Below are 17415 nucleotides of genomic sequence, written 5' to 3' on the forward strand. Positions count from 1 at the left end.
AGCCGGCGCGGAGATCTCGACGCGGCCGTTCCAACTGGTGACGGGCCGCGAGTGGAAGGGTTCGGCATTCGGCGGCGCACGCGGCCGCACCGACGTGCCCAAGATCGTCGACTGGTACATGGAAGGCAAGCTCAACATCGACGACCTGATCACCCACACGCTGCCGCTCGACCGCATCAACGAGGGCTTCGACCTGATGAAGCGCGGCGAGTCGATCCGCTCCGTGGTCCTGTACTGAGGCAACGGCACATGGAACTGCTGTCTGAACACGGCTGCCACGGCGGCGTCCAGCGCTTCTACCAGCACCAGTCGGCGGCCATCGGGCTGCCGATGCGGTTCTCGGTCTTCCTGCCCCGGCAGGCCCTGGCCCCTGACGCCAAACCGCTGCCCACGCTGTTCTACCTTGCTGGCCTGACCTGCACCGAGGAAACCTTCATGATCAAGGCCGGCGCCCAGCAATACGCGGCGCAGCATGGCCTGATCCTGGTGGCGCCGGACACCAGCCCGCGCGGCGCGCATGTGCCGGGCGAGGCCGATGCCTGGGACTTCGGCGTCGGCGCCGGTTTCTATGTCGATGCCATCGAGGCGCCGTGGCGCATGCACTGGCGCATGGAAAGCTACGTGGCCGACGAGTTGTTCCACCTGGTCACCGGCGAATTGCCCGCCGATGCCTCGCGCGTCGGCATCTTCGGTCATTCAATGGGCGGCCACGGCGCACTGGTGCTGGCGCAACGCTATCCGCAGCGCTTCCGCTCGGTATCGGCGTTCGCGCCTATCGCCGCGCCGTCGCAGTGTCCGTGGGGCGTGAAGGCGTTCACGGGCTACCTGGGCGAGGACCGCGCCCGCTGGGCCCAGCACGACGCCAGCGCGCTGATGGCCGGGCAGGCATCGGCCCCGTTCCCCGCCGGCATCCTCGTGGACCAGGGCCTGGCCGACAAATTCCTGACCGAGCAACTGCAGCCCGAAGCGTTCGAGGCCGCCTGCGCCAGGGTCGGCCAGCCGCTGACGCTACGCCGGCACGCGGGCTACGACCACGGCTACTACTTCATCTCGACGTTCATTGCCGACCATATCCGGCATCACGCAGAACGGCTTTGAAGAGGTCCCGCGCCGTACCGCTGTACCCACGGCGGTACAGCTTCTTTGCGATGATTTCCGCCGAAGGGTTGCAAGCGACCCATTCTGCTCATGCATTGCCGGGCGTATGATTTGCGTTTCGCCCTCCGCATCGCACATCCATGTCCGCTCTCCCCTACCGCCCCCACCCCATCGTCATGCTGTCCGCCCGGCAGCTTTCCGAAGCGATTCATGCGAAGCAGGTATCGAGCCGCGAAGTCATGGCGGCCTATCTGGCGCATATCGCGGCCGTGAATCCGGGAAGCAACGCCATCGTGGCGCAGCAGGACGATGCCGCGTTGATGGCGCAGGCGCAGGCGGCCGACGACGCGCTGGCGCGTGGGGAGTCGAAAGGCTGGATGCACGGCATGCCGCAGGCGCCGAAGGATCTGGCGATGACGCGCGGCATCCGTACCACGTATGGCTCGCCGATTTTCAAGGACAACGTGCCGGCCAGCGATTCGGTCATCGTGGAGCGCATGCGCCAGGCCGGGGCCATCCTGATCGGCAAGACCAACACACCCGAATTCGGGCTGGGCTCGCATACGTTCAACCCGGTCTACGGCGCCACGCGCAACCCTTACGATCCCGCGCGGTCAGCGGGTGGCAGCAGCGGCGGTGCCGCAGCGGCGCTGGCGCTGCGCATGCTGCCTGTTGCCGATGGCAGCGACTTTGGCGGCTCGCTGCGCAATCCGGCCGCGTACTGCAATGTCTTCGGCTTCCGACCATCGGCGGGACGCGTGCCCTATGGCCCGGCGCCCGAGCTGTTCCTGCCGCAACTGGGCTGCGAAGGCCCGATGGCACGCAACGTGGCCGACCTGACGCTGCTGCTGGCAACCCAGTCCGGCCCCGACGCCCGCACCCCCCAGGCGCTGCCGCAAGACCCGACGCTCGCCACGCTGACGCCGCAGAACGTCGAAGGTGTGCTTGAGGCCGATCTCTCCGGCAAGCGCGTGGCGTGGCTGGGCGACTGGGGTGGTTATCTGCCGATAGAAGATGGCATCCTGTCGCTGTGCGAACAGGCCCTGCGCTTCTTCCCCGATTTTGGCGTGGCGGTGGACGCGATCCAGCCGCCCTACCCGCCCGAGAAAATCTGGCAGACGTGGCTCGTGCACCGGCATTTCCTGACCGGCAACGCGCGGCTGGCGCTCTACAACAACCCGTCCACCCGCGCGCAGCTCAAGCCCGAGGCCATCTGGGAAATCGAGGGTTCGCTCGACCTCAGGGCCAGCGACCTCTATGCCGCCAGCACCCAGCGCAGTGCCTGGTATCAGGCGCTGCTGCGCACGTTCGAGACGTTCGACTATATCGCCGTGCCAACCGCGCAGGTGTTTCCGTTCGACGTCGATCAGCATTGGCCGAAGTCCATCGCCGGCCGGCAGATGGACACCTATCACCGCTGGATGGAGGTGGTGGTGGCGTGGACGCTGTCGGGCTGCCCCGTGATCAGCGTGCCGGTTGGTTTCAATGCGGAGGGCCTGCCGATGGGCATGCAACTGATCGGCCGTCCGCGCGACGACCTCAGCGTGCTGCGCCTGGCAGCGGCCTACGAGCGCGCCCGCGACTGGGTTGGCGACCGGCTGCCGCCGGCCATCGACGGCTAAGGGAGCAACGCGTCAGGCCACGCGCCGCAGTTGCCGCGCCGAAGCACCGAACAGCGGTGCGGCGCGGTCGGCGGCCAGCTTGATGCGATCGGCCAGCGCGCCGCTGCCCACCTGATAGCCGTCGAAATCGGCCGTCGACGCGTACACGCCAATTGGCAGCGTCAGCGCCTGCAGGAAGCTGAACAGCGGCCGCAGCTGGTGCTCCAGCACCAGCGCGTGGCGATCGCTGCCGCCGGTGGCCGCCAGCAGCACCGGCTTGTCGACCAGGGCATCCATGCCGACCAGGTCGAACAGATGCTTGAAATGCCCAGGGAACGAGCCGCGATACACGGGCGCCGCGGCAATCACCAGATCGGCCGATTCGATGGCCGCAACCTGCGCCTCGATCTCCGCCGGCAGTTCCTGGCGCGTGAGCGCCGCACCCAGCGGCCGGGCGATCTCGCTCAGGTCAACGATCTGCGTGTCGAGCACGAGCCGCTGATCCAGTTCGGCCAGCAGCGCCTGGATCAGTACCAGCGTGCGGGACGGTTGATGGGCGCTGCCATTGACGGCAACAACTTTCAGCGGCGTGGACACAATCTATCTCCGGGGCGAAAAGGCTTGACCCGTACCTTAGCGCCGTCGTCCGGCGATGCGAACGAACCAATTCAAATATGCATAGATGCGAAAACGGCAGCCCGGGCGTGACCCCGGGCTGCCGTTTCGGTTATCGCAGCAATCCCGCTCGCTATTGTGCGAAGCGGCTTAGAACGACGGCACCATCGCACCCTTGAACTGCGTCTTCATGTACTGGCGCACTTCTTCGGACTGATACGCGGCCACCAGCTTCTTCACCCACGGCTTGTCCTTGTCCTGCGTACGGACCACGATGATGTTCGCGTACGGGCTGTGGATGTCTTCCAGCGCGATGGCGTTCGTGGTCGGCTGCAGGCGGGCGGCCAGCGCGTAGTTCGTGTTGATCACGGCGGCGGCCACGTCAGGCAGCGCACGGGCCAGCTGGGCGGCGTCCAGTTCCACGATCTTGAGCTTCTTCGGGTTCTCGGCGATGTCCAGCGGCGTGGCGTTCACACCGTTGGTGCCCACACCGGGCTTCAGCTTGATCGCACCCTGGGCGGCCAGCAGCAGCAGCGCGCGGTTTTCATTCGACGGATCGTTGGGCACGGCCACCTTGGCGCCTTGCGGCAGGTCCTTCGGCGACTTCAGGTTCTTCGAGTAGATGCCCAGCGGCGAGATGTACGTGTAGCCCACGCTGACCATCTTGTAGCCACGCTGCTTGATCTGGCTGTCCAGATACGGCTGGTGCTGGAAGCTGTTGGCGTCCAGGTCGCCAGCGTCGAGCGCGGCATTCGGCTGCACGTAGTCGTTGAATTCCACGACCTTCACGTTCAGGCCGTTCTTCTTCGCCACTTTCTGCACCACCTGCCAGACTTCGGAATCCGGGCCGCTGACGGTACCCACGCGAACCGTCTGTTCCTGTGCCGCCGCGTTGCCGGCAGCTACCATGCCCAGTGCCACGGTAGCGGCAGCCAGGCTCTTCGTGATCGAGAGCATCTTCATAGGTATTGTTATCCTGGGAATCGAGGAGCAGCCGCACCGGATAGGCGCAGCCGAGGCGCAAGCTTACCTCAATGCGCTTCCGGTTGATTCCCGGCCTTTGCGCCGGCTTCCTTGCCCACCGGATGGCTGGCGATGGCCGGCGCATTCTGCCAGCCGCCACCGAGCGCCAGGAACAGGTTGACCTGATCCATCGCGACCTGCGCGTCCGATGCGGCCAGCGCGGCATCGGTGTTGGCGAGCGTGCGATCGGCATCCAGGCTCTGCAGGTATGGCGAGCGTCCCGCCTGCCACAGCAGGCGATTCTGGCGCGCGGCCTCGTCGGCCTTGTCACGCGCCGCGCGCAGCGACTGGTTGCGCTCCAGTTCGTGCGTGTAGGCCGACAACGCTGTCTGCGTTTCGCGCAGCGCCTTCAGCACCACACCATCGAAATGCGCCAGCGCACCCTCGGCACCGAACTCCGTATTGTGGATACGCGCACGGGTGCCGCTGGTCGGAATGGTCCACGAGAGCGCCGGACCCCAGCCCCAGTGCGCGGTCGGCGCCTGTCCAAGGTGATCGAGGATACCGGTGAAGCCGGCCGATGCGCCAATGCGGATCTGCGGGAACAGGTCGGCCGTGGCCACGCCGATCTTGGCCGTGGCCGACGCCAGTTCGCGCTCGGCCTGCCGCACATCGGGGCGGCGCTTGAGCAGCGCCGTGCCGTCGCCAACGGGCAGCGGCTGCTTCAGCGCCGGCACGTGTTCGCAGGACACGCTCTTCACATCCAGCGCCATGGGCGGCTTGCCCAGCATCACGGCCAGGCGGTACGCCGCGCCTTCCTGCTCGGCACGATACTTCGGCAATACGGCGCGCAGCGTGTCTGCCTGGGCCTGGGCACGCAGCACGTCGGTTGGCTGGCCACGGCCGGCATCGACCAGCTTTTGCGCCAGCTGCGCGCCGCGTTCCTGCAGGTCAAGCTGGTGCTGGGCGACATGCAGTTCATGCGTGGCCGTGCAGCCCTGCACATAGGCGCGCACGGTCTCGGCCACCACGCCCACGCGGGCCTGGTCCAGCGCGGCATGGCTGGCCTGGGCGGCCGCCAGCGCGGCTTCGTCGGCGCGCTTGAGCTTGCCCCAGAAATCGATCAGGTACGACACCTGGAACCCGATGTCGCCGAAATTCATTGCAGGGATCTTTTCTTCGTGCAGCAGCGGCTCGCCGGCAATCTGGCCGCGTTCCGCGCTGGCGCGGAATTTTGCTTCGGGCAGGTTCTCGGCTTCCACCTCGTGGTAGACCGCGATCGACCGCTTCAGGTTGGCCGCCGCCACGCGCAGATCGGTATTGGCAACCAGCGCCTGCTGCACGAGGTCGTCGATATGCGGATCGTCATACAGGCGCCACCAGTCGTTCGGCACATCGGCGATGGACACGGCATCGCTGTCGCCATGAGCGAACGGGCCATTGGCCGCCGAAGACTTCACGGCCGCGTCGTCGGGCACCTTGTGGTCGGGGCCGACGGTCATGCAGGCGGCCAGCGCCAGCGGCAACATCGCCGCCAGCGTGGCACGGGCAAAGCGTTTCACTGCAGCACTCCGGTTGTGGACGCACCCTTGCCGGCCAGCGCGACCTTGTCATGCGAGGCACTCTTGTCAGCCGCCGCCGGCGTGGCAGGCTTGTCATTCGTCTGTCCATCCGCCTTCACGGACACCGTGGCGGTACGGCCAGCCACCAGGCGCACGTCCTCGGGCATCTGGTCGAACTGGATACGCACCGGCACGCGCTGGGCCAGGCGCACCCAGTTGAACGTCGGGTTCACGTTCGGCAGCAGGTTCGAGCCATTGGTGCGGTCGCGGTCCTCGATACCGGCCGCGATACTCTGCACATGGCCCTGCAGCACGCGCTTCTCGCCCATGATGCGGATATCGACCGTGCTGCCGATGTGGATGCCCTGCAGCTTGGTTTCCTCGAAATACCCTTCCACGTGGAACGAGTTCGAGTCCACCATCGACAGCACCGGCTTGCCGGTCACCACGTAGTCGCCCAGGCGCGGCAGGCGGTCGTTGACGTAGCCTTCCACCGGGCTCAGCACCCTGGTGCGTTCCAGGTTCAGCTTCGCCACGCCGATGGCCGCGTCGGCCTGGGCCAGCTGGGCTTCGCCCTGCTGTACCTTGGACAGGCCTTCCTCAATGATTTCCTTCGACACCACATCGGACAGCTTCTGGCTGCGCGATGCCTCGCGACGTGCCTGGCCCAGGTTGGCACGCACCGCCGCGGCGGTGGCTTCGGCCTGGCGCAGCGCCAGCGCATAGCGCTCGTGGTCGATCTCGAACAGGACGTCGCCGGCCTTCACGTGCTGGTTGTCCTTCACGGCGATGCGCGTGACCAGCCCAGAAACATCAGGCGCCACCTGCACCACGTCGGCACGGATGTGCCCGTCGCGGGTCCACGGGGCCACCGTGTAGTAGTCCCACAGGTGTTTGACAACGACCGCGCCAACGGCGGTGACGGCCAGCGTCAACACGACCGGCCCGAGCGAAGAGAGTCTGAGTTTCATGATTGCAGCCACGGCACCATGGCAACCACCCCACCGAGGATGATCGCGTACAGCGCCAGATTGAAGAGGGATCGGTGCCACACGAGCCGGTAGAAGCCTACCCGCGACAACACAGCGCGTGCGGCACTCGTGATAAGAAAGGCCGCGAGCATCCACACCAGCAGGCTGGGGATGAACACGCCATAGATACTGATTTCACCGGGCATCATGCTTTTCCGGAAACGGGTGCCGGCAGCGCCGGCGGAAACAGGGCCACCTGCATGTCGACCAGCGCGGCCAGCGCCACGCGCGAGCGCACCTTTTCCTGTGCGTTTGCCAGGCGTGTGCGCAGCGCGGCGGGCGGCGCATCGGCCGAGCCGTCCAGGCGCGACTTGAAGTAGGTGGAAATGCTGCGCAGCACACGGCGCACGGCATGTTGTTCGTCGGCCGGCATTTCGGCCATCTCTCGTTGCAGGGCCAGCGCGGTCAGTTCCACGCGCACCTCGCTGAAGCCATCGGTCGAGACCTCGCTGTCGCTGGCGGCCAGCCGCGGCACCAGTTGCGCCAGGCGGTCGAGCATGCGGGCACGCAGCACGGTATGCGAATCGGGGTGCTTGCCCAGCGCGTTGTCGGCGATATCGCTCCATCCGGCCCGCACCAGCCGGCGCGTGGCGGCCCGCGTGCCGAACGGCCGCACCACCAGCGTCCACACCAGCGCGAATGCGATGCCCGCGATGCCGGCCACATTGCTGTTGAAGAACGACTGGAAGTTGGCGCTGTACGCGCCCTGGATACCGATGTCGTTGGCCGTGACCACTGCCAGAGGCATGCCGATCATCGCCAGGCGCGGCTGGGCCACCAGCAGGCCGATGATCAGGTACGGCACGGCGAACATCAGCACCAGCATTTCGAAGTCATGCGCGACGGGCAGCACTGCAAACAGCATCACCAGCGAAATCAGCAGGCAGACCACGTTCCAGTTGAAGAACGAACGGATCATCGGCGCCGGTTCGTCCAGCGCGGCAAAGAAACAGCAGGAAATCGCGCCCAGCGCCACCGCGCCGGCCCCGTCGGCCCAGCCGGTGTGGATCCACACCATGCCCATCGCGTAGATCGCCATGGCGACGGTCACTACCGAGAACAGCAGCATGCCGTGATCGTAGTGGCGCGCACGGCCCACTTCCCAGCGCAGGAATTCGGGCACCCACTGGCCTTCGATATGCTTTTCGCCCAGGCGGCGGCACAGCGTCACGCAGTCATGCCAGAGCGCCAGCATCTGCTGGAGCCGGTCTTCCGCCGCCGTGACCAGCGCGGCATCCCAGCCGTCCTGCAGCGGCGTGGCAGTCAGCTCGGGCCGCGCATCGGCGGCAGCGCCGCCCTGGATCCAGGCCTTGACCGCCTGCATCTGCGCCGCCAGCGGAGCGGGCAAGCCACCCGCAGCCTGCAGCGATTCGACGATGGTCGCGAACGATGCCATCACCGGCAGCAGCATGGTCATGCGCCCGCGCAGTTCGCGTGCGGCACGCACCCGGGCAGTGCTTTCGGCGTCGTAGCTCAGTTGGCTGATCAGTTGGTCCAGCGCCAGGATATCGGCTGCCAGACGGTGGCGGCTGTGGTGGCGCGACACCGACGCGCCAGGCGCCGGCGACAGCATGTCCGAAGCCCACAGCGTCGCGTCGGCCATCCACTGGCGCGACTTGTCGCGCAGCACGTTCGCCACACTGGCCGGCATGATGACCGCGCCGACCACGGCCGCGCACAGGATGCCCAGGCAGATTTCCTCGGAACGGGCCACCGCAAGATCGAAGATGCCAACCGGGTTGTCGACCGACGGCAGCGCCACCAGCGGCAGCGTGTAGGCGGCCAGCATGAACACATAGCTGCGCGGCGTGCGGTGCATCAGCGCCACGTAGAGCAGGCAGGCCACCCAGATGGCGACCGCGCCCATCAGCAGCGGCGGCGAATTCACGAGCGGCGGCACCATGGCGATGCCGGCAGCGGCACCGAGCAGCGTGCCCAGCACGCGATACAGGGCCTTCGAACGCGTGGCACCCGTGAGCGGGTGCGCCACGATATAGACGGAGCCCATCGCCCAATACGGACGGGGCAGCCCCAGGTACATCGCTATGTAGAGCGCCAGCATCGCGGCGATGAAGGCCTTGAAGGAAAACACCCAGTCCCTGGCGGACGGCCAACTCATCATGGCGCTCAGGACTCCTGCTTGCCCGATGCCGAAGCGGCCGCCGCGGCGCGCGACAGCGCGTCGAGCACCCGCAGCGAGGCAGCCATGTCGGCTTCGCTGATATCCGCGAACACCTCGGCACGCAACTGCTTGAGTTCCACCTCGATACGCTCGGCCATGCGTTCGCCGGTCTCGGTCAGCGACAGCACGTTGGCGCGCCGGTCGCTCGGGTCCACCTCGCGGCGCACCAGGTCGGCCGCGCAAAGCTGATCCACCAGCCGCACCAGGGTGGCGCCTTCCACTCCCACATAGTCGGCCAGCGTGACCTGGCGTACACCGCCGCCAAGGCGACGGATAAACAGCAAAGGCGCGGCGGCCGCGGCGGAAATGCCGTGGGCGGTGACAGCGGCCTGGCTGATCTGTCGCCATTGTCGACCGGACAGCATCAGCTGGCCGGTGAAGGCGAATCGGAGGGCGTCGATCTGTGGCATGGGCCGAATGATAGACGTGAATTAATTAGGATGCAAATGATTTCTTTGCGAATTAGTTCACGTCTTATATTCGGCACTTATGATCTGGACGCCGAAATCCCTTGCGCAGGGTTTCGAGATGGACCTTACGTCACAACGAGCGGCGCGGTGGTGCGCAGGTTTTCCAGCATGTCGTCCACCATCTCCTGCAGCCCGTACCGCGGCTGCCAGCCCCAGTCCTGGCACGCGGCGCTGTCATCGATCGAATCGGGCCAGCCCTGCGCAATGGCCTGCCGGTAGTCGGCCTCGTAGCGGATTTCGAAGCCCGGCTCGCGCTTGCGAATGGCATCGGCAATCTCGGCCGGCGTGAAGCTCATGCCGGCCAGGTTGTAGCTGCCACGCTCGCGCACCGCATCGCGCGGGGCTTCCATCAGTTCCAGCGTGGCGCGAATGGCGTCGGGCATATACATCATCGGCAGGCGCTCGTCGGCATGCAAAAAGCACGTATAGGGCTCGCCACGCACCGCGTAATGAAAAATGTCGACCGCGTAGTCCGTGGTACCGCCGCCCGGCGGCGTCTTGTGCGAGATCAGCCCCGGATAGCGCACGCTGCGCACGTCCACGCCATGGTTCTCGAAATACCAGCGGCACCACCCTTCGCCGGCCTGCTTGGAGATGCCGTAGACCGTGGTGGGCTCCATCACGGTCTTTTGCGGGGTATCCACGCGCGGCGTGGTCGGGCCGAACGCGGCAATCGAACTGGGCCAGAACACGCGCTGGATGCCGTGATGGCGCGCTGCCTCCAGCACGTTCAGCAGCCCGGTCATGTTCAGGTTCCACGCCCATTGCGGCGCCTTCTCGCCGGTGGCGGACAACGCCGCCGCCAGCAGGTAGATCTGCGTGATGCCATGCCGCTCGATCACCGTGGTCAGTTCGCCCCGGTCGGTGACATTGAGCATCTCGTGCGCGATGTGCACATGGCGCCCGGTCGGCACCACGTCCGATGTCACGACCTGCTCGCGGCCGAAGCGCTCGGCCAGCGCCAATGCCAGCTCCGACCCCAGTTGCCCGTTGGCGCCGATGATCAGGATCTTTGGCACCGCATTGTTTGCCGCGTCAGTCATGGAATCAGTTCCAGCTCGCGCCCGGCCTGGGCAAACGCGTCCAGTGCGGTACGCAACGTGCTTTCATCGTGGATCGCGCTCATCTGCACGCGGATGCGCGCCTGGCCCTTCGGCACCACGGGATAGAAGAAGCCCACCACGTAGACGCCCAGTTCCAGCAGCCGGTCGGCCAGCTTCTGGGCGCGCTCGGCGTCGTACACCATGATTGGCACGATCGGATGGTCGCCGGGCTTGATGTCGTAGCCCAGCTTCACGATGCCGTCGCGGAAGAACCTCGTGTTCTGCTCCAGCCTGTCGCGCAGTTCCGTGCTGCCTTCCAGAAGATCCAGCACCGCGATGCTGCCGCCCACGATGGCTGGCGCCACCGTATTCGAGAACAGGTAAGGCCGCGACCGCTGGCGCAGCAGCTCGATCACCTCCTTGCGGCCGGAAGTAAACCCGCCCGATGCTCCGCCCAGCGCCTTGCCCAGCGTGCCGGTGATGATGTCGATCTTGCCGAACACGCCGCGCGCCTCATGCGTGCCGCGGCCGCGCTGGCCCATGAAGCCTGTGGCATGGCATTCGTCGATGCCCAGCAGTGCCCCGTGCTCGTCGCAGATCTTGCGCATCTCGTCCAGGCGCGCCACCGTGCCATCCATCGAAAACACGCCATCGCTGAACACCAGCTTGAAGCGGGCGCCCTCGGCGTCGGCCTGCTTCAACTGCGCACGCAGGTCGTCGAGGTCGTTGTGCCTGTAGCGATAGCGGCGTGCCTTCGACAGGCGGATGCCGTCAATGATCGACGCATGGTTCAGTTCGTCGCTGATCACGGCGTCTTCGGGCCCCAGCAGCGTTTCGAACAGGCCGCCATTGGCGTCGAAGGCCGAGCCATAGAGGATGGTGTCTTCGGTGCCCAGGAAGCGGGCCAGCCGGCCTTCCAGTTCCTTGTGCAGGTCCTGCGTGCCGCAGATGAAGCGCACCGACGACAGGCCGTAGCCATGCGTGCGCAGCGCTTCATGGGCGGCGTCCATCACCCTGGGGTGCGACGACAGGCCAAGATAGTTGTTGGCGCACAGGTTGATGACCTCGCGGCCGTCCGCGGTGCGGATGGTGGCGCCCTGCGGCGTGGCGATGATGCGCTCGCGCTTGTACAGCCCCGCTTCGCGGATGGCATCGACTTCGGCGCGGATCGATGCATAAAAAGCCTCGGCACTCGACATGGCCAGACTCCCGGTGGTAGTGTCTCGGATCGTTCGATCGATAAATCGAACGTGTTCTGTATAACGAACGTGTCGTGCACTATAACGAACGAATGTCGATGACGCAACCCTCACCCGCCAAACCGCCCGCAGCCGTCGACGGCCCGCCGGCGGTAGGCAGCGCCCTGCAGGCGCTGCGACAAAGCCAGCAGTTGTCGCTGGACGACCTGTCGCGCCGCGCCGGTGTCTCCAAGTCTATGCTGTCGCAGATCGAACGGAACCTCGCCAATCCCACCGTGGCGGTACTTTGGCGGCTGGCAAACGCGCTCGGGGTGAGCCTGACGGACTTTCTGGCCCAGGGGTCGGCATCCGCCCCGGCACCGGCCGTGATGGTGGTGCAGGCGCATGCGGTACCGGCGCTGAAGAGCCCGGACGGGCGCTGCGAACTGCGCATCCTGGGGCCGATCGACCTGGCGGGGCGCTTTGAATGGTATGAACTGACGATCCAGCCCGGGGGCGTGCTGGCGTCGGAGCCGCACGAGGCGGGCACGCAAGAGCACTTGTCGGTGCTGGGCGGATCGATGACCGTGCGGTCAGCCGGGGATGAAAAGAAACTCAAGCATGGCGAAACCGCCCGCTATGGCGCGGACGTGACCCATGCGATTGCCAATCCGGGCAAAAGTGTCGCGACGGCGCTGCTGGTCGTCGTGCATCCGGGCTAAGGCGAAAAGGTTTGGGGGGATAGCCGGGGGCATCGAGGCCGCCCGGCCTCGCCCGCCGGCCTCGACTCGTCCACCCGCCCCACTCCCTCAATCCTCTTCCTTCATCCGCTCGCTGGCCAGCAGGTTGCGCTTGGTCTCGAGGATGTGCTCCTCCAGCAATTTCGCCACTTCTTCCGCATCGCGTGCCTTGCACGCTTCCAGGATGCGGTAGTGGTCGGTCTGCGGCCCTTCCTTGCCGGTGGCCAGCGACATCTGCTCGTGCGTGTAGCGATCCGTATTGAGGCAGAACTCCTCGATCAGCCGCCGCAGCTTGCGGTTGTTGGCCGGCGCGCACAGCGCCAGGTGAAAGCGCCTGTTGTATTCGGCCCACTCCACCAGCGATTCAGATTGCGAGTACGCATCCAGGATTTCCTGCATCTGCTGGAAGTCCTGCTGAACCATGTTTGGCACGCCCAGCCGCGCCGCATGGCATTCCAGCGCCACGCGGATATCGAGCAGCTCGCAGATCTGCGTCACGTCCATGCCGGACACCACCGCGCCACGGTTGCGCTGGTAGGTCACCAACCCTTCCGTTTCAAGCTGGCGCAGCGCCTCGCGCACCGGAATCCGGCTCGCGTTGAAGCGCTCGGCCAGTGCGTCCTGGCGCAACTGGGCGCCCGCCGGCAGCGTGCCTTTGAGAATGTCGTAGCGAAGCTGGTCGCGAATGATCTGGGGTAAACCCTTGGTAGGGGCGCTTGCGCGGCCCGTTTGCGTGGACATGGGAGGTGCTGGAGATCGGTGTGCGATTCGAGTGAGGTCCCTATTGTGCCTGAATATTTGCGCTGCTATATTGGATCCAATTTCTAACACACGTATCCAATAGACTAACAGTCGTATATGTCTGCAAACAATCTATATCCAAAAGCCATCAATGAAACCGTTCTGTCGTATGCGCCGGGCAGCGCCGAACGCCAGGCCCTGATCGCCGAACTGGGCGTGCAGCAGGCACGCGTCCAGGAAATTCCCGCCGTCGTGGGCGGCGAGCGCATTGCCAGCGGCAACACCACCGACGTGTGCGCCCCGCATGCCCACGCGCAGCGCCTGGGCCGTATCCACAATGCCGACCAGGCCACCATCGACGCGGCCATCGGCGCCGCAGTCTCGGCGCAGCGCGACTGGAGCCGGGCCACGCTGGCCGATCGCTCGGCCGTTTTCCTCAAGGCCGCAGACCTGCTGGCCGGCCCGTGGCGCGCCCGCCTGAACGCCGCGACCATGCTCGGCCAGGGCAAGACCGCCTACCAGGCAGAAATCGACTCGGCCTGCGAGCTGATCGACTTCCTGCGTTTCAACGTGCAGTTCGCCCACGAACTGGCGGCTGGCCAGCCAATCTCGTCGCCAGGCCTGCGCAACCACCTGGAATATCGCCCGCTGGAAGGCTTCGTCTACGCCGTGACGCCGTTCAACTTCACGGCCATCGGCGGCAACCTGGCCATCGCCCCGGCGCTGATGGGCAACACCGTGCTGTGGAAGCCGGCCGCCACGGCGTCGCTGTCGAACTACCTGTTCATGGAACTGCTGGAGGCCGCGGGCCTGCCCAAGGGCGTCATCAACTTCGTGCCGGGCGACCCGGTGGCGGTCAGCAACGCCGTGCTGGCGCGGCCGGAACTGGCCGGCATCCACTTCACGGGATCGACTGCCGTGTTCGACACGCTGTGGGGCGAAGTCGGACGCAATGTGTCGCGCTACCGCGGCTATCCGCGCCTGGTGGGCGAAACCGGCGGCAAGGACTTTGTGCTGGCGCACCCGTCCGCCGACGTGGAAACGCTGGCCGTGGCGCTGCTGCGCGGGGCCTTTGAATACCAGGGCCAGAAGTGCAGCGCGGCATCGCGTGCGTACATCCCCGCTTCGTTGTGGCCGAAGGTGCGCGAGCGCCTGGTGGCACTGGTCGAGACGATCCGCATGGGCGATGTGACCGACTTCACCAACTTCATGGGCGCCGTGATCGACCGTCGCGCCTTCGACCGCATCGCCGGCCACCTGCAACGCGCGGCGGGCGACAGCGGCGTCAAGGTCGTGACCGGCGGCAAGGCCGACGACAGCGTGGGCTTCTTCATCGACCCGACCGTGCTCGAAGTCGACGATCCGCGCCACACGCTGATGGAAACCGAACTGTTCGGCCCGGTGCTGAGCGTCTATGTGTACGCCGACAAGCAGTGGCCCGAAGTGCTGGCGCTGGTGGACGGCACCAGCCCGTATGCCCTGACTGGTGCGATTTTCGCCAACGACCGCGCTGCCGTCGCGCAGGCGTCCGATGCGCTGCGCTTCGCCGCCGGCAATTTCTATATCAACGACAAGCCCACCGGGGCCGTGGTGGGCCAGCAGCCGTTTGGCGGCGCACGCCGCAGCGGCACCAACGACAAGGCCGGCTCGCCACTGAACCTGCTGCGCTGGGTGTCGCCGCGCACGGTCAAGGAGACGTTCGTGCCGCCGGCCGACTACCGCTACCCGCACATGGCGGCCTGACCCGCCCCGCAACGCTTTCAAGCCACACCACCACGGAGATAAGAAGATGAAGCGAGCCACCCTGTTGTCCGCCGCCCTGGCGTGCAGCCTGTCCGTCCTTGCCGGCGCCGCCAGCGCGGCCATTTCGGGCGATGTCGTCAAGATCGGCGTGATGACCGACCTGTCCGGCGTCTACCTGGACTACGCCGGCAAGGGTTCCGTCGAAGCGGCCAAGATGGCGATCGAGGACTTTGGCAACGGCCTGCCCGGCAAGAAGATCGAACTGGTCACTGCCGACCACCAGAACAAGGCCGACATCGGCAGCGCCCGCGCGCGGGAGTGGATCGACCGTGACGGCGTGGACGCCATCGTCGATCTGCCCAACTCGTCGGTCGCCCTGGCCGTATCGCGCATCGCCTCGGAAAAGAAGCGCATCTCGCTGATCACCGGCGGTGCCAACCTGCGCCACACCAACGAGGAATGCTCGCCGTACATCGTGCATTACGTGTACGACACCTACGCACTGGCCAACGTGGCCGGCAAGGCCATGGTCAGGCAGGGCCTGAAGAGCTGGTACTTCCTGACCGCCGACTACGCGTTCGGCGCGTCGCTGGAAACGGCCACGGCCGACGTGGTGAAGGCGTCGGGCGGCAGCGTGGTGGGACAGGTCAAGCACCCGCTGAACGCGTCGGACTTCTCGTCGTTCGTGCTGCAGGCGCAGTCGTCCAAGGCACAGGTCGTGGCGCTGGCAAACGGCGGTGGCGACACCATCAACGCGATCAAGGCGGCCAACGACTTCGGCCTGCCCAAGAACCAGACGCTGGTGGGCCTGCTGATGACGATCAGCGACGTGCACAGCCTGGGGCTGAAGCTGACGCAGGGCATGAAGATGACCGACGCCTGGTACTGGGACCTGAACCCGCAGACGCGCGAGTTTGGCAGCCGCTTCTTCGCGCGCATGAAGCGCATGCCGAACATGGTCCACGCCGGCACCTACTCGGCCGTGCTGCAGTACCTGAAGGCCGTGCAGGCCACCGGCAGCGACGATTCGGACACCGTGATGGCCGCGCTGAAGAAGGCGAAGATCAATGACGCCTTTGCCAAGAACGGCTACATCCGCGCCGACGGCCGGATGATGCACGACATGTACCTGATGGAAGTGAAGAAGCCCGCCGACTCCAGGTCGCCGTGGGACTACCTGAAGCTCGTGGCCACCGTGCCGGCCGAGGAAGCCTTCCAGCCGCTGTCGCAATCGCGCTGCCCGCTGGTCAAGAAGTAAGCCCACGGTTTTTTTCCTCCCCTCTCCCGCACGGCGGGAAAGGGGCTGGGGGGACCGGACGCGGCAGCGCAAGTATCCGCTTGCGCACCTTGAGAAGCCCGTCCTCTCCCCCACCCCTCTCCCGCTCGCGGGAGAGGGGAGAAGACCCACGTCCCTATCTCCTGAACGAATGACTACCAACGTACTGGAAGTCCGCAACCTGACCAAGTCCTTCAAGGGTTTTACGGCGGTCAGCGGTGTGGACCTGCAGGTGCGTCGCGGCTCGATCCATGCCTTGATCGGACCGAACGGCGCGGGCAAGACCACCTGCTTCAACCTGCTCACCAAATTCCTGGAGCCCACCACGGGCACCATCCTTTTCAACGGCATCGACATCACGCGCGAGAAGCCCGCACAGATTGCGCGGCGCGGCGTGATCCGGTCGTTCCAGATTTCCGCCGTGTTCCCGCACCTGAGCGTGCGCGAGAACGTGCGCATCGGCCTGCAGCGCCAGCTGGGCACAGCGTTCCAGTTCTGGCGCAGCGAGCGGTCGCTCGACGTGCTCGACGCACGCGCCATGGCGCTGCTGGACGAGGTGGGCCTGACCGAGTTTGCCGAGACCACCACCGTCAACCTGCCGTATGGCCGCAAGCGCGCGCTGGAGATCGCCACCACGCTGGCGATGGAGCCCGAGCTGATGCTGCTGGACGAACCCACGCAGGGCATGGGCCACGAGGACGTGGACCGCGTGACGCAGCTGATCAAGAAGGTCTCTGCCGGCCGCACCATCCTGATGGTCGAGCACAACATGAACGTGGTGTCGTCGATCGCCGACAAGATCACGGTGCTGCAGCGCGGCGCCATCCTGGCCGAAGGCCCGTACGCCGAGGTGTCGAAGGACCCACGCGTGATGGAAGCCTACATGGGCACCGCCGACGCCGAACTGCAAGGGGCCCACTGAGATGAGCACGAACGCATCCAACGTCCCCGCGCTGGAAATCAAGGACCTGCATGCCTGGTACGGCGAATCGCACATCCTGCACGGCGTGGACCTGACCGTGAACCGTGGCGAGGTGGTCACGCTGCTGGGCCGCAATGGCGCGGGCCGCACCACCACCATGCGCGCGATCATGGGCCTGACCGGCGCGCGCAAGGGATCGATCAAGATCAACGGCAACGAGACCATCGGCCTGCCCACGCACAAGATTGCG

The 17415-nt window shown here is 66.0% G+C and carries 17 protein-coding genes and 1 pseudogene; 8 read left to right on the forward strand and 10 right to left on the reverse strand.

Annotated features, from left to right (window positions below; all coding sequences use genetic code 11):
* The 3 genes and pseudogenes from A9J21_RS25460 to A9J21_RS25470 form a co-directional block, all read left to right on the forward strand.
* Window positions 1-238, forward strand: a pseudogene (locus tag A9J21_RS25460) (S-(hydroxymethyl)glutathione dehydrogenase); the annotation flags it as partial.
* An 11-nt stretch (window positions 239-249) separates the two neighbouring features.
* Window positions 250-1098: an S-formylglutathione hydrolase gene (fghA, locus tag A9J21_RS25465; protein ID WP_066740553.1), complete on the forward strand. Its 849-nt coding sequence runs from the start codon at window positions 250-252 to the stop codon at window positions 1096-1098.
* A gap of 140 nt (window positions 1099-1238) precedes the next feature.
* A complete protein-coding gene (locus tag A9J21_RS25470) occupies window positions 1239-2720 on the forward strand; it encodes an amidase (RefSeq protein ID WP_066740555.1) in 1482 nt (493 codons plus the stop codon).
* A gap of 12 nt (window positions 2721-2732) precedes the next feature.
* On the opposite strand, the gene msuE is transcribed toward A9J21_RS25470, so the two are convergent.
* The 9 genes from msuE to kbl all read right to left on the reverse strand — a co-directional run bounded on the left by msuE (window position 2733) and on the right by kbl (window position 11764).
* Complete coding sequence (msuE, locus tag A9J21_RS25475; protein ID WP_066740557.1) at window positions 2733-3296, reverse strand: FMN reductase; 564 nt, start codon at window positions 3294-3296, stop codon at window positions 2733-2735.
* Window positions 3297-3464: 168 nt separating this feature from the next.
* Window positions 3465-4223: a MetQ/NlpA family ABC transporter substrate-binding protein gene (locus A9J21_RS25480; protein ID WP_231907040.1), complete on the reverse strand. Its 759-nt coding sequence runs from the start codon at window positions 4221-4223 to the stop codon at window positions 3465-3467.
* A 122-nt stretch (window positions 4224-4345) separates the two neighbouring features.
* Window positions 4346-5839 (reverse strand): efflux transporter outer membrane subunit, encoded by a 1494-nt coding sequence (locus A9J21_RS25485; RefSeq protein WP_066740561.1) that lies wholly within the window; start codon window positions 5837-5839, stop codon window positions 4346-4348.
* A complete protein-coding gene (locus A9J21_RS25490) occupies window positions 5836-6810 on the reverse strand; it encodes an HlyD family secretion protein (RefSeq protein ID WP_197497567.1) in 975 nt (324 codons plus the stop codon). Before A9J21_RS25490 ends, A9J21_RS25485 begins: the two co-directional genes overlap by 4 nt.
* Window positions 6807-7016: a DUF1656 domain-containing protein gene (locus A9J21_RS25495; RefSeq protein ID WP_066740578.1), complete on the reverse strand. Its 210-nt coding sequence runs from the start codon at window positions 7014-7016 to the stop codon at window positions 6807-6809. Before A9J21_RS25495 ends, A9J21_RS25490 begins: the two co-directional genes overlap by 4 nt.
* Window positions 7016-8992, reverse strand: coding sequence for an FUSC family protein (locus A9J21_RS25500; protein ID WP_066740565.1), 1977 nt, complete (start codon window positions 8990-8992; stop codon window positions 7016-7018). Before A9J21_RS25500 ends, A9J21_RS25495 begins: the two co-directional genes overlap by 1 nt.
* 5 nt (window positions 8993-8997) lie before the next feature.
* A complete protein-coding gene (locus tag A9J21_RS25505; protein ID WP_066740567.1) occupies window positions 8998-9462 on the reverse strand; it encodes a MarR family winged helix-turn-helix transcriptional regulator in 465 nt (154 codons plus the stop codon).
* A 125-nt stretch (window positions 9463-9587) separates the two neighbouring features.
* On the reverse strand, window positions 9588-10565 hold the full coding sequence (locus A9J21_RS25510; protein ID WP_066740568.1) for an NAD-dependent epimerase/dehydratase family protein: 978 nt from the start codon (window positions 10563-10565) through the stop codon (window positions 9588-9590).
* On the reverse strand, window positions 10562-11764 hold the full coding sequence (gene kbl, locus A9J21_RS25515; protein ID WP_066740570.1) for a glycine C-acetyltransferase: 1203 nt from the start codon (window positions 11762-11764) through the stop codon (window positions 10562-10564). The genes A9J21_RS25510 and kbl overlap by 4 nt, the downstream gene beginning before the upstream one ends.
* A gap of 98 nt (window positions 11765-11862) precedes the next feature.
* Between kbl and A9J21_RS25520 the strand changes: the two genes are divergently transcribed.
* Entirely contained in the window at window positions 11863-12465 is a 603-nt protein-coding gene (locus tag A9J21_RS25520; RefSeq protein WP_066740580.1) for a helix-turn-helix domain-containing protein, read from the forward strand.
* Between the two features lie 87 nt (window positions 12466-12552).
* On the opposite strand, the gene A9J21_RS25525 is transcribed toward A9J21_RS25520, so the two are convergent.
* Window positions 12553-13224 carry a GntR family transcriptional regulator gene (locus A9J21_RS25525; RefSeq protein WP_066740572.1) on the reverse strand — a complete coding sequence of 224 codons (672 nt, stop codon included), beginning with the start codon at window positions 13222-13224 and terminating at the stop codon, window positions 12553-12555.
* Window positions 13225-13341: 117 nt separating this feature from the next.
* Here A9J21_RS25525 and pruA point away from each other — a divergent pair, with 117 nt between their 5' ends.
* The 4 genes from pruA to A9J21_RS25545 all read left to right on the forward strand — a co-directional run.
* Complete coding sequence (pruA, locus tag A9J21_RS25530) at window positions 13342-14967, forward strand: L-glutamate gamma-semialdehyde dehydrogenase (RefSeq protein WP_066740573.1); 1626 nt, start codon at window positions 13342-13344, stop codon at window positions 14965-14967.
* A 46-nt stretch (window positions 14968-15013) separates the two neighbouring features.
* A complete protein-coding gene (locus A9J21_RS25535; RefSeq protein WP_066740574.1) occupies window positions 15014-16225 on the forward strand; it encodes an ABC transporter substrate-binding protein in 1212 nt (403 codons plus the stop codon).
* A gap of 169 nt (window positions 16226-16394) precedes the next feature.
* Window positions 16395-17165 carry an ABC transporter ATP-binding protein gene (locus tag A9J21_RS25540; protein WP_066740576.1) on the forward strand — a complete coding sequence of 257 codons (771 nt, stop codon included), beginning with the start codon at window positions 16395-16397 and terminating at the stop codon, window positions 17163-17165.
* A gap of 1 nt (window position 17166) precedes the next feature.
* On the forward strand, window positions 17167-17415 hold a 249-nt coding region (locus tag A9J21_RS25545), incomplete at its 3' end, for an ATP-binding cassette domain-containing protein (RefSeq protein WP_156546169.1).

The sequence above is a fragment of the Cupriavidus sp. D384 genome, assembly GCF_001652915.1.
GTDB lineage: Bacteria > Pseudomonadota > Gammaproteobacteria > Burkholderiales > Burkholderiaceae > Cupriavidus.

Coding starts and splice junctions, on each gene's coding strand:
- A9J21_RS25525 (WP_066740572.1), bottom strand. CDS start 13,224: ATGTCCACGCAAACGGGCCGCGCAAGCGCCCCTACCAAGGGTTTACCC.
- A9J21_RS25480 (WP_231907040.1), bottom strand. CDS start 4,223: ATGGTAGCTGCCGGCAACGCGGCGGCACAGGAACAGACGGTTCGCGTG.
- A9J21_RS25500 (WP_066740565.1), bottom strand. CDS start 8,992: ATGATGAGTTGGCCGTCCGCCAGGGACTGGGTGTTTTCCTTCAAGGCC.
- kbl (WP_066740570.1), bottom strand. CDS start 11,764: ATGTCGAGTGCCGAGGCTTTTTATGCATCGATCCGCGCCGAAGTCGAT.
- A9J21_RS25490 (WP_197497567.1), bottom strand. CDS start 6,810: ATGAAACTCAGACTCTCTTCGCTCGGGCCGGTCGTGTTGACGCTGGCC.
- A9J21_RS25470 (WP_066740555.1), top strand. CDS start 1,239: ATGTCCGCTCTCCCCTACCGCCCCCACCCCATCGTCATGCTGTCCGCC.
- fghA (WP_066740553.1), top strand. CDS start 250: ATGGAACTGCTGTCTGAACACGGCTGCCACGGCGGCGTCCAGCGCTTC.
- A9J21_RS25505 (WP_066740567.1), bottom strand. CDS start 9,462: ATGCCACAGATCGACGCCCTCCGATTCGCCTTCACCGGCCAGCTGATG.
- A9J21_RS25495 (WP_066740578.1), bottom strand. CDS start 7,016: ATGCCCGGTGAAATCAGTATCTATGGCGTGTTCATCCCCAGCCTGCTG.
- A9J21_RS25535 (WP_066740574.1), top strand. CDS start 15,014: ATGAAGCGAGCCACCCTGTTGTCCGCCGCCCTGGCGTGCAGCCTGTCC.
- A9J21_RS25510 (WP_066740568.1), bottom strand. CDS start 10,565: ATGACTGACGCGGCAAACAATGCGGTGCCAAAGATCCTGATCATCGGC.
- pruA (WP_066740573.1), top strand. CDS start 13,342: ATGTCTGCAAACAATCTATATCCAAAAGCCATCAATGAAACCGTTCTG.
- A9J21_RS25540 (WP_066740576.1), top strand. CDS start 16,395: ATGACTACCAACGTACTGGAAGTCCGCAACCTGACCAAGTCCTTCAAG.
- A9J21_RS25520 (WP_066740580.1), top strand. CDS start 11,863: ATGACGCAACCCTCACCCGCCAAACCGCCCGCAGCCGTCGACGGCCCG.